General features: G+C 38.2%; 8 protein-coding genes. 3 read left to right on the top strand and 5 right to left on the bottom strand.

Features of this window, described 5'->3' with window-relative positions:
* Positions 1 to 87 precede the first annotated feature (87 nt).
* From M2326_RS02700 to M2326_RS02710, 3 genes are all read left to right on the top strand, one after another.
* On the top strand, positions 88 to 1,527 hold the full coding sequence (locus M2326_RS02700; RefSeq protein ID WP_264618011.1) for a nucleoside recognition domain-containing protein: 1,440 nt from the start codon (positions 88 to 90) through the stop codon (positions 1,525 to 1,527).
* 254 nt (positions 1,528 to 1,781) lie between these two features.
* On the top strand, positions 1,782 to 2,612 hold the full coding sequence (locus tag M2326_RS02705) for an FKBP-type peptidyl-prolyl cis-trans isomerase (protein WP_264618012.1): 831 nt from the start codon (positions 1,782 to 1,784) through the stop codon (positions 2,610 to 2,612).
* A gap of 183 nt (positions 2,613 to 2,795) precedes the next feature.
* Entirely contained in the window at positions 2,796 to 4,397 is a 1,602-nt protein-coding gene (locus M2326_RS02710; RefSeq protein WP_264618013.1) for a fumarate hydratase, read from the top strand.
* Between the two features lie 91 nt (positions 4,398 to 4,488).
* Here M2326_RS02710 and M2326_RS02715 read toward each other — a convergent pair whose 3' ends face one another.
* The 5 genes from M2326_RS02715 to M2326_RS02735 form a co-directional block, all read right to left on the bottom strand.
* A complete protein-coding gene (locus tag M2326_RS02715) occupies positions 4,489 to 4,614 on the bottom strand; it encodes a hypothetical protein (protein ID WP_264618014.1) in 126 nt (41 codons plus the stop codon).
* A gap of 6 nt (positions 4,615 to 4,620) precedes the next feature.
* Positions 4,621 to 6,474: a glycoside hydrolase family 13 protein gene (locus M2326_RS02720; RefSeq protein WP_264618015.1), complete on the bottom strand. Its 1,854-nt coding sequence runs from the start codon at positions 6,472 to 6,474 to the stop codon at positions 4,621 to 4,623.
* 11 nt (positions 6,475 to 6,485) lie between these two features.
* Positions 6,486 to 9,341 carry an alpha-amylase family glycosyl hydrolase gene (locus tag M2326_RS02725; protein WP_264618016.1) on the bottom strand — a complete coding sequence of 952 codons (2,856 nt, stop codon included), beginning with the start codon at positions 9,339 to 9,341 and terminating at the stop codon, positions 6,486 to 6,488.
* A gap of 67 nt (positions 9,342 to 9,408) precedes the next feature.
* Positions 9,409 to 10,530, bottom strand: a complete 1,122-nt coding sequence (locus tag M2326_RS02730) for a SusE domain-containing protein (RefSeq protein ID WP_264618017.1) — start codon at positions 10,528 to 10,530, stop codon at positions 9,409 to 9,411.
* Positions 10,531 to 10,556: 26 nt separating this feature from the next.
* A complete protein-coding gene (locus tag M2326_RS02735; protein WP_264618018.1) occupies positions 10,557 to 12,164 on the bottom strand; it encodes a RagB/SusD family nutrient uptake outer membrane protein in 1,608 nt (535 codons plus the stop codon).
* Between the last annotated feature and the right edge of the window lie 33 nt (positions 12,165 to 12,197).

Below are 12,197 nucleotides of genomic sequence, written 5' to 3' on the forward strand. Positions count from 1 at the left end.
TAGTTTTTTTGAACTTGATTTTTGAACTTTGAAGTTGATTTTTGAACTTGAACTTTGATTCATTACATTTACAAAAAATAAAAGAATATGGTTTTAAGTAGATTTTGGTTAGTAATTTTTATTTCATCGATTATTTTTATTGTAGTGAGTCTGTTTACTGCCAATACCTATACTATTGATTTTGTTTTAAATGGAGTTAAAGGAGATAAGGTTTTGGTCTCTGAAAAATATTTAGAACAGCTTCCGGTTTATTTAAAGGATAGTATTACGGCTGCGCCAGAGAATACATTTGTAGTCAACCGTGATCTTTCAAATCCAGACACGACTTATGTCTACACAAGCAAAACCGTAAAAATCTACAGCGGTGTTCAAAAATCAGATGGTTTATTGCCAACGTGCAAGAGCACTTTGGTAGACATCATTTTACCTTTGATTGCTTACTTGGCTTTCTTCTGTGGATTGATGGAACTCTTGATTATTTCTGGGGCTTCAGGAAAATTGGCTATTGTATTGAGTCCTGTTTTTGTAAAAGTATTTCCGAGTATCCCCAAAAACCACCCTTCGATTTCATACATGACCTTGAACTTTGCAGCTAACTTTTTAGGACTTGATTCGGCTGCAACCCCATTTGGGTTGAAAGCTATGGAAAGTTTGCAAGAGCTTAATCCCGAAAAAGACCGTGCGAGTGATGCGCAAATTATGTTCATGTGCTTACATGCGTCAGGATTGACATTAATAGCAACATCTATCATTGGGTATCGTGCAGCTGCAGGGGCTGCCAATCCGGCCGATGTGATGTTACCTTGTATTATTACTTCGTTCATAGGTACCATTGCCGCTTTCTTAATCGTGGGAATCAAACAAAAAATCAATTTCAAAAGTGCTTCTTTAGTTGGGGTATTAATGGCCTTAATTGGAGCTATTATTGGTTTGTTGATGTATGTGAACCAATTGGATTTGATTGGCAAAAACTATTTTACCAATAACCTTTCTGGTTTAATCTTGGTCGGAATTATTGCTTTTACCTTAATTTTTTCATTCAAACATGAAAAGAAATTTACTGAAGCAAGTACAACCGTTTTTGAAAGTTTTGTAGTTGGAGCTAACAATGGTGTAAAAACCGGTGTAGTTATCTTTCCTTATGTTTTAGGAATGTTGGTAGCAATTTCGCTGTTCAGAAATAGTGGTTTGTTCGAAATCATTAGCAACGGTCTTGGATATGTATTTTCGAACTTAGGTGTAAACAAAGGAATTGTTGATGCCTTGCCAGTGGCTTTGCTTAGACCTTTTAGTTCTGCAGGTTCGAGAGGGTTTTTATTAGATTCTATGAGTACGTTTGGAGCCGATTCTTTGACTGGGCGTTTGAGTAGTATTTTTCAATGTAGTGCCGAAAGTACTTTTTATGTAATTGCTGTTTACTTTGGTTCGGTCAATATCAAAAACACGCGTTATGCCTTAGGAACCATGCTTTTGGTTGATGCAATTTGCGTAGTAACAGCTATATTTGTTGCCAGTTGGTTTTTTTAATTCGAAATAAATAATAATCTAAATAGTTTAAAAATGAATAAATACGCAAAGTACATCGCAATAGGATTTGTAATCTTATTTTTGGTAGCAAGTTTGCTACGTTAAATTTCAATTGCTGATGCAATAGGTTTTAAAACCAAAATGATACTGTTAAAGCTTGTATTGTTTTGGTTTTTTTATTCGATATAGATTTTGTTTCTGTTTGTATGCAATACGTTATATTTGTTTTCTCTAATTTTTAATTATTTTCTCTTATGAAATATGCATTTATGGCAATTGCTGCCTTCCTATTTATATCGTGTAGTAAAGATGATGTGACTCCTGCCAAAGATTATTCGGTTGAAAATGAAGCAGAAATTAAAGCCTATGTAGCGGCAAATAGCCTCAATGCGACTAGGACTGATTCGGGTTTGTATTATGTGGTGAACAAGCCAGGTACGGGTAAGCAACCTATCGCAACCTCAAATGTGACCATTACATATAAAGAATATTATACTGATAAAACGATTATTGGTCAAAGTAGTGATGAAGGATTTTCGATCAATTTGCAAGGACTTATACAAGGATTTATAGAAGGGATTCCTTTTTTTAAAGAGGGAGGAGAAGGAATTCTTATTATTCCAGCAAGTCTAGCTTATGGTGATTCTGCTAATGGAAATATTCCTGCGGGATCAGTTTTGGTGTTCGAAATAAAACTAATTGCGGTAGAATACAGTGCTACAAATGATGCTACGATTGTAAAGTATTTGGCCGATAATAATTTAACAGCTACAAAAACAGCTTCTGGTTTGTATTATATCATCACCGATCAAGGTACAGGAGTAAATCCTACCGCAACTTCAAATGTAACTGTTTCGTATAAAGGATACTACACTAATAAAACCGTTTTTGATCAAAGTGCCAGTGCTACTTTTGGTCTGAGTCAAGTGATTAAAGGTTGGACTGAAGGAATTCCGTATTTCAAAGCTGGTGGAAGCGGTATTTTATTAATTCCTGCGACTTTAGGCTACGGAAGTGCTGATTATAATGGTATTCCAGCGGGTTCTGTTTTAATTTTTGATATTAAATTAATTTCGGTAAATTAATAAATGTTTTCAATATCATTTTTAAAAAGCTACAGAGAATCAAATCTGTAGCTTTTTTTGTTTGTAGACATGGGGTAGTAGTGAGTCTTGTTTATTTCACTAATTTATATGAGTTCTTGATATAAATTGCTACCCGTTCCTTCAACAATTCTTATATTTGACATACAAAACAACAATCACATTATGGATTTTATATATCAAGATTCGTATCCCATCTTAAAAGACGATACAGAATACCGCAAAATCTCTTCGGATTTTGTAAAAGTGGAAAAACTAGGCGACCGTGAAATTCTAACAGTTGACCCAAAAGGGTTAGAGTTGTTGTCGCAAGAAGCCATGAAAGATGTTTCTTTTATGCTTAGAACGGCACATTTAGAAAAATTAAGAGCCATTCTTGACGACCCAGAAGCGACAGATAACGACCGTTTTGTAGCCTACAATTTGTTGCAAAATGCAGCGGTTGCTATTCAGGGAGAATTGCCTTCTTGTCAAGATACAGGAACAGCGATTGTCATGGCCAAAAAAGGGGAGAACGTTTACACAGGCGTTGATGATGCCGAATGGTTATCCAAAGGGATCTTCAACACCTACCAAGAACGTAATTTACGTTACTCTCAAATCGTACCTATTAGCATGTTCGAAGAAAAGAATTCCGGTTCCAATCTTCCAGCACAGATTGATATTTATGCTAAAAAAGGGAACACCTATGAGTTTTTGTTTTTGGCAAAAGGTGGAGGTTCTGCCAATAAAACTTATTTGTACCAACAAACAAAATCGTTGTTGAATGAGAAATCTATGGATGCTTTCATTCGTGCCAAAATCAAAGATTTAGGGACTTCGGCTTGTCCACCATACCACTTGGCTTTTGTGGTAGGAGGAACATCTGCCGAGGCGAATCTATCTGCTGTTAAAAAAGCATCTGCGGGTTATTTTGACCATTTACCAACTACAGGAAACATAGCCGGTCAAGCTTTCCGTGATTTGGAATGGGAAAAAAGAGTGCAATTGATTTGCCAAGAAAGTGCCATTGGAGCACAATTTGGCGGAAAATACTTCACCCATGATGTACGTGTGATTCGTTTGCCACGTCATGCTGCTTCTTGTCCGGTTGGATTGGGGGTTTCTTGTTCTGCTGATAGAAATATCAAAGGCAAAATTACCAAAGACGGAATCTTTGTAGAACAATTAGAAGTGAATCCTGCGCGTTTATTACCAGAAACAGCACCTCATTTGGACCCAGCGGTAGAAATAGATTTGGACAGACCTATGGCTGATGTTTTAGCTGAATTGACCAAATACCCTATCAAAACACGTTTGAAATTGAACGGAACTTTGATTGTGGCTCGTGACGCTGCTCATGCTAGAATCAAAGAAATGCTTGATGCAGGAGAGCCAATGCCAGAGTATTTCAAAAATCATCCTGTGTATTATGCAGGTCCTGCAAAAACCCCAGACGGAATGCCATCAGGTAGTTTTGGGCCTACAACTGCAGGTCGTATGGACGTGTATGTAGAGGAATTCCAAAAGCACGGCGGTAGTATGATTATGCTAGCCAAAGGGAACCGTACCAAAGACGTAACCAATGCTTGTAACACTTACGGTGGTTTCTACCTAGGTTCAATTGGTGGTCCTGCTGCGATCTTAGCACAAGACAACATCTTGAAAGTAGAAGTCGTAGATTTCGCCGAATTAGGTATGGAAGCCGTTCGAAAAATCACCATCAAAGATTTCCCCGCTTTTATCATTACAGATGATAAAGGGAATGACTTTTTTGAGAATTTGTAAATAGTAAAATCAAATTTTAGTTAAAAGTATAGCTTTTTTATTAAAGTCCTTTATATGCAAAAATACCGCCATAACGGCGGTCTTTTTGCATTTAATAATTTTTCAAAAATGATTTGTCTTCTTCATGAATGATAAAGTACTGCTCTTCATAAATCATAAAACCTTCATTTTTTCTATCTCTAAAGGTTAGATTGATAAAATCAAAATTCCAGTTCAAGTGGATTTATTTTTCTAATTCGAATATCATTGCAGTTTGCGGCGCTACCGTGATTTCATTTTCTAGATTGAAAATGGTGCCCGTGAGGATTTCTTTTCCGTTTTTAAAATCGAGAATGTTTTCATGGAAGCGATCTGTTTTTATTTTTTTCGAAAGTAAATTGTTGTTCACTATAACAATCACCGTTTTTTTGTTGGTGTATCGAAAGTAAACATACACATTATCAATCGGAAGGTAATGAGTGGTTTTGCCGACTTGTACCGCTTCGTTGGTTTTGCGCCATTGAAATAATTTCGAACTAAAATCAAAAAACAGTTGCTGTTCTTGCGTTCTTCCTGCTTGTGTGAAAGCATTATTGGTGTCAGTTTGCCATCCACCCGGGAAATCTTGTCGAATAGCACCGTCTCCTTTGCTTTTGTCTCCCGCCATACCAATTTCAGAACCGTAATAAAGCTGCGGTATTCCGCGTACTGTTGCCAAAATGCTCATCGCCATGGCATATTTTTTAATGTCTTTTTTATAGATTTCGTTAAAGCGTTGCGTATCGTGATTTTCAACAAAAGTAAGTAGGTTGTTGGGATTGGGGTACAAAAAGTCGTTGGCAAAATTCTCATACAACTTAATCAATCCATTGTTCCAACTTGCTTCATTTTCATCAAAAACCTTGGCTGCTGCATCCATAAACGTGAAGTCCATGACGCTTGGCAAATAGGAATTGTAGTTTTGAATCGCAGCAATTTTACTGTCTTTTTGCCAATAGGCCATTTGTGCTTGGTCTTGCATCCAAACTTCACCTACAATATTAAAGTTGGGATATTCATCGGTAATCGCTTTGGTCCATTTTGCAATACTTTTTTTGTCATTGTACGAATAGGTATCTACTCGAAAACCATCCAAGTTGGCCGACTCGATCCACCAAATTGCGTTTTGTGTCAAATAGGTCAGCACCAAAGGATGCGACTGATTCAGATCAGGCATCGATTTTACAAACCAACCATCGGCACAGAGTCGAGCATCAATTTTGGAAGCATTGGGGTCGAACTGTGTCGTCATGCGGTAATTGGTTTGCGCATAGCCCGGAAATTGATGAATCCAATTGTAGGTTGGCAAATCTTTAATCATCCAATGTTCGGCACCCCAATGGTTGGTCACATAATCCATGACCAATTTCATGTCTTTTTTGTGTAACTCATTTGATAGCCTTAAGTAGTCATCATTGGTCCCATAACGTGGGTCAATTTGGTACACATCCGATTGTCCGTAGCCGTGATACGATCCTCTCGGGTCATTGTCTACGCACAACGGCGTGCACCAAACTGTCGTGGCTCCCAGTTCTTGGATATAATTTAAATGCTGGATAATTCCTTCGATATCACCTCCATGTCTGCCGTTTTCAGCTGTTCTATTGGCTTTTTCGGTTACCGTTTTGTCGTTGTCATTCTTTGGATTTCCATTTGCAAAGCGATCTGGCATCAATAGGTACATCACATCTGCACTCGAATAGCTTTCGCGTAAAGCGGAATTTACTCTACGTTCCTTCAAAAGATAGTGTTGTGTGAACTGCTTCTTTTTATTTTTCGAAAAAGAAAAAACAATCTCTTGCGGCAAAAGACCTTTTGTGTCAATGGTCACAAAGAGATAATTTGGGTTTTCGGTTTTTGTGACGTCTAGAATCGGAATTACAGTAGGAGCACTTACCTCATTTTCTGCGATATTTGGGCCATAAAACACAATTTGAAGTGAGCTGTTTTTCATTCTTGCATACCAGTAAGGTGGTTCCGTTTTTTGAACCTGAGCCTGTGTGGCAAATGTTAAAAAGGCGATCAGTAGTAGTAAAAAGTGGTTTTTTAAGGTATTCAAAATGTTGTTTTTTAGTTTTTTATCAGTTTAACGATACTTGTTTGCCCTAATGAATTGCTCGTTTTTACCAAATAGATTCCTGATCCAAGGGTAGCAATTGAAAACTCATGTTGTGACTCGAATGTACCTTCAAATAGTAATACTCTTTTACCCGTTAGATCATACACTTCTACAAAATTTACGGCTTTGTTCAATTTGAAAGTGGCATGAGCAGGGTTGGGGTATACACTCAAATTATTGTCTGAAACGAAATTTGGATTGCTTAATGGGCTAGCATTTTTGTTCCCGAATACTTTGAACTGACCTGCGGCAATCGTGATCGGTCCAGAAGTATTTGTTACATTGATTGTAGTGTTGTCCATCAAATTGTACCAAGTTCCCGCATACGGAAAGTTAGCAGTAATGTTTTGAGAACTTACATCAAAATTGGCTAAGATAACCACGTCTTTAAGCTGCGTAGCTGTCAAATTGGGATTGCTGATCTTAATATTTTGAGTTAAAGATGCGCTGTTACTAATGGTTGCTGTACCTAGAAAAACAGGTTCGGTAATTTTTAAAGCAATCATTTTTGCCCAATCGTTATAAATAGTAGCTCTTGAATTTGTTGTTAACCAGTTATTTATCCATTGTGGCTGTGGTTTGTTGTCTAGTTTACAATCGCCAGCAGTTGTATCTGAGGCAGTATTAACTGTCCCATTATTACAAGAAAAAATAGAATTCTCCATTCCTAATTCGCCAAAATGCCAAATCATTTTTGGTCCCGGTACTAAAAGTGAAACTGCTCCAATTGCCGACATTCTAGACAATGCAATATCTAAATTTTTGACATTATGTGTTGCATTAGCACTGTTTCCATATTGCAGGTTTTTATACATTAATCGTTCTTCGTCATGACTCTCGGCATACCCCATTAATCGATTGGCCGTAAAGCCGCGACTACTGCTCGTAATTCCGGAGATGTTGCCAGGATAGCCCATAGAAAGTTCGTTGTAGTTGTCGGTCATTTTACCCCACATCATAATTCCCTTGCTTGGTGACTCATTGATTTTGTAGTTGGCCCACTGTTGCTCCTCTAGATTAGTGCCCAAATGTTCGAAAATAGTATAATGTGTAGGGTCTAAGCTCCACGAATAATCTGCATATTTTTTTAATACATCTACACGGTCTTGTTGGTAGGCATTGGTGCAGGCTTCGTCACCAGCAGTACAATTTTGTGTAAACCCCTTGGTTAAATCCCAACGGAAACCATCAATTTTGTACTCTTGAATCCATTGTTTGATTACTCTCTCTACATAATATTGGGTTTTGGTAGCTTGATGGTTAAAGTCTTCGCCCACACTGTAACTGTGTTTGGCCACAGTATTAAAAAACGGATTTTCGGTTGTTGGTGATCCCCAACCGTCGCCATCAGGATCGTTCATCCACATGCGCACCATCGGGTTGCGACCAAAAGCGTGGTTCAAAGCCACATCAAGAATAACTGCGATTCCGTTTTGATGGCATAGATCGATAAATTCTTTAAACTTGTTGGCTGTTCCATAGTATTTGTCCAATGCCATGTGGAACGAGGTGTTGTAACCCCAGCTTTCATTGCCTTCAAATTCCATTACGGGTAATAATTCGATCGCATTGATTTTTAAATTCTTAAAGTAATCAATCTTATTAATCAAGTCTTGGAAATTTCGATTCGAATCAAAATCACGCACCAAAACTTCATAAACGATTAGGTTTTCTTTTTGAGGTTTTACAAAATTGGTGGTAGCCGTGCTCCAAGCGTATGCTGTTTGTCCGGTTTGTAAAACAGTTACTTCACGCTCTTGCCCTTGTGGATAAGCGGGTAGGTTTGGGTATGAAGCAGCAGGAATGGTTGGGTCATCAAACGGTGATAGTACTAAGGTAGAATAAGGATCGGCGGTCTTGACCATTGCTGGTGAATTGGCAATAGGTGTTGTTTCGCCTACCCAATATTGATAGGTATAGGCTGTACCCGAAGTTAATCCTGATAGTGTTAACCAAAATTTACCCGTTGTAGGATCTTTCTTCATGGCATAAGCAGTAGTTGGTTGGTAGTTATTGAAACTTCCTGCAACGTATACAAAATCTTTTAAAGGAGCATCCAAGACCAAAGTGGCTTGAGTAGTATTTGTGTTCGAATAATTTATTCCGTCTTCCATACCGACAGGCATGGTTTTGCTACTGGCTCCAGGGTTTACAATAGTTGCAAATTTTTTGGTGATAGTCGTGCTCCCATTCGAAACAACCAATTCATAATTTTGATTAGAAAGTATGTTACTGTGGGTGTTACTGTAATTTGTAGTCGCTGTATTAGAATGGATTGTTGCGCCATTTGATTTTAAAACATAACTAGAATTTCCGCCTGTGTTGGATGCTGAAATAGTAAAGTTGCTTCCAGAATTGATGATGGATGTACTATTTTCTGCGGGAGTGTTTAGGGTCAGTTGAAAAGCACCGACATTAAAAAAAGTATCTGCAGTTTGTTGGTTTCCGGCGCTGTTGCGAATTACGACACAAATGGCTGTTATGGTGCTTGTTGTAGGAACTCCAAATGAGGTGTATAAATCGGGAGCAAGATCTAGTTTGTAGTTTGTGCCAGAAACTAGTGTTAGTGCTGGTTGTGTGCTGTTGTTTCCCCAGCTTCCTTTTACGTTTTGCCATGGCGCTCCATTGACCGTTAAGCCAATATGAGCATATAATGTTCCCGTATCTGTGGCCAAAGGTGTGCCTGCTTTATTAAAATTTAAAGTGACCGTTGCGTTCGCGAGTGCAGGAGAGGGCGTAGTGGTAAATTGTGACCAACCCAGGGTACTGCATAAAAACAAAATTGATATAAGTATAGTGTTCTTCATGGTTTTTTGGTTTTAAAAAAAAGGGCTATCCAATAGTAGATAGCCCTTAAATAGTTGTACTAATTGATTATTCTTGGTTAGGGAACATCATATAACTGCCATCTAAATCATTAAATAAAATTTTGTATTTTGATCGTGCTACTGGAATATCACCTCCGCTAACACCTTGTGTAGGGAAAGCTGCAAAGGCTGTATCGCCACCCCAACTTTTGTCCCAAGCATTGTTGGCTCTAAATTTTCCTTTACCATCAAATAGTGTGATGGTTAAGGTCCATAAGTGTGTATCAAAAGTAGATTTGACCATCGGTGTGTCATCTCCAGACCATCCTGCATCTGTTCCTGTTCTTGATGAACCTATGAAACCAATACGAGTATAGCTTGTTGCTGCGGTTGCATTGTACGGCACCAAAGTATATTTTAAGGTTTCAGTATTCATGGTAAAAGTGTAATATCCTGCAGTTGCAATTTCAAAACTTGCTGGATCTGGATCGGCATCTTTGGCTCTAGACACGATTGTACCCGCATCACCTTTACCATACATTGGCGCCCATTGTCCCAAAGTAGAAATTAGTTTGAAATAACCCGCTTTGAAATAACCTGTAAATCGGTATTCTTTTGGGTTCGTTCCTCCTCTAAAAAGTACTTGATTTTTATTATTATTATCCCAACCAGCAACTGTAGCGTCTCCAACCAAATACCAGTCTGTAAATGGGTAAGCGATTAATCCTGAATACGTATTGATGCTAATGGTAATCACTTTTGCCGATTCGGTAGGAACTCCACCAGAAACCGTAGCCATTACTTTGACATCAAATTGTTTTGGTGTGCCAGGTACAGCGCCCAATTCAATTGCTGCTTGGTTCAATGCTTTTACAGATACCGATGCTTGGGTAACGCTACTTGTTTTTACTAGTGTTTGTGCTTTGGTAAAATCTCCACCAGAAACATCCATCATCAAAGAATATTGAACCACCACAGATTCTGAATATTGAGCGGCAGTCCATACAAAACGGTCGGCATCGCTGCTTGCATTCACTTCTTTCAGAACATATTGTTTGGCTGTTGTTGGTGCAGTCATTTCAGGTGTTGCAATTTTGGAAACAACTGGTCGGTTTTCAACATCGTCAGCAGTACATGATACCGCTAGTACGCTTATAAAAGCGAACAAAAATTGGTTAATTTTTTTCATTTTATGGTTTTTTAAAAGTGGTTAGTTTAGTATCCAGGATTTTGTTTCAACGTAGGGTTTGCTTGGATTGTTTTGGCAGGAATTGGCATCAAATCTCTAAAACTTGCTGTCGCAGCACCATTTTGAGTTCCACCTTTCCATTCCCAAATTTTGTCTCCACCGGTGAATTTTCCAAAACGAATCAAATCAGTTCTACGGTGACATTCCCAGAATAATTCACGTCCTCTTTCGTCCAAAATAAAATTAAGCGTTAGATTTGCCGTTGTTACAGCACTAGCATTTGCTCTTGTTCTCAGTTTATTGATGTAGCCTAGCGCCGTAGTCATGTCTGTACCTGTTGCGCCACGTACCGCACATTCTGCATACATAAGGTACACATCTGACAAGCGGAACATAGGAAAGTCAGTATCAGGAATATCGTTACGTTGCGCTGCAGTACCATCAGAATTTACATTAGTGTACTTTGTAACTGCGTAACCGTTTGTAAAGGTTCCTACATTGGCAATGCTTAATGTTTGACCACTAGTATAGAAAGTTCCTCTTTTGTCTGCAGTAGCAGTAGCATCAGGAAACAAAGCAACAAACTCTTTGCGAGTTCTGATTCCTTGCCATCCACCATTCATTCCTTGAGCAGCAGCATCCATAGACCCACCGATAGAAGCATGAAGAATAAAACTCATACCTCCACCTGTTGCACGAATCGCATTTCCGTCACTTACTACAGGAAAAATCACTTCATTTTGTGCACCGTTACGATTGTTGTCTGCAGAGAATAAAAATTTGTAAGGTACGTTTGCAAACGTATAACCAGAGGTTGCAATAATGTCTGAGCTTAGTTTTGCTGCATCATTAAATCTCTCAGTTCCGGTATAAACTTTAGCGTTCAAATATATTTTTGCTAATAAAAATTTAGCAGCCGTTTTATCAATTCGTCCGTATTCGTTTGTTTTTGTTGCGACCAAGCTATTGTCAAGGTCTTTCAATTCACTTTCGATAAAAGCAAAAACTTCAGCTCTTGATTTTTGTTCTGGATAAAAGAAACCCACTGGATCTTTTTCTGTTGTAATTGGCACGTTACCAAATAAGTCCATCAAGTTCACATAAGAGAAAGCTCTTAAAAAACGTGCTTCTGCTCTAAAGTTCGCAATCTCTGCTTTTAAATTTGCGTCTACACCACGAGAGGTCAATTTATCATCAGACGTTTGTCTCAAAAATTCGTTAGCCAAACTTATTTCGTAAAAAGCTCTAGAATAAGTTCCGTACAAAAACTCATTGGCAGGTGCCCAAGTTTGCGTGTTTAAGGTTGGCAAAGTTCCATCTGCCCAAGCAATGATAGCTTCGTCTGTCGTGAATTCTTGCATTACAAAAAGTAAACGCAAGTAACTACTAAAATCGCCACCAATACCAGCAATATCCGGTTTGTTGTCTCCGTCATTTCCTCCTACGTACAATCCAGAGTATAATTTGGCTAGGACTTGTTTGTAAGATGCAGGATCTTGAAAAAAGGTTTCTGACAGAAATTCATCGTCATCTTTTGGAGTCACGTCTAGGTCGCTCGTACAAGAGCTAAGTGTCAAATTCAATCCCAAAATCATTAGGAAGAAATAAGATATATATTTAAATGATGTTTTCATCTTTTGTGTTTTTTAAATTAATGGTTTCAACCT

This window comes from Flavobacterium psychraerolatum, from assembly GCF_025960985.1.
GTDB lineage: Bacteria > Bacteroidota > Bacteroidia > Flavobacteriales > Flavobacteriaceae > Flavobacterium.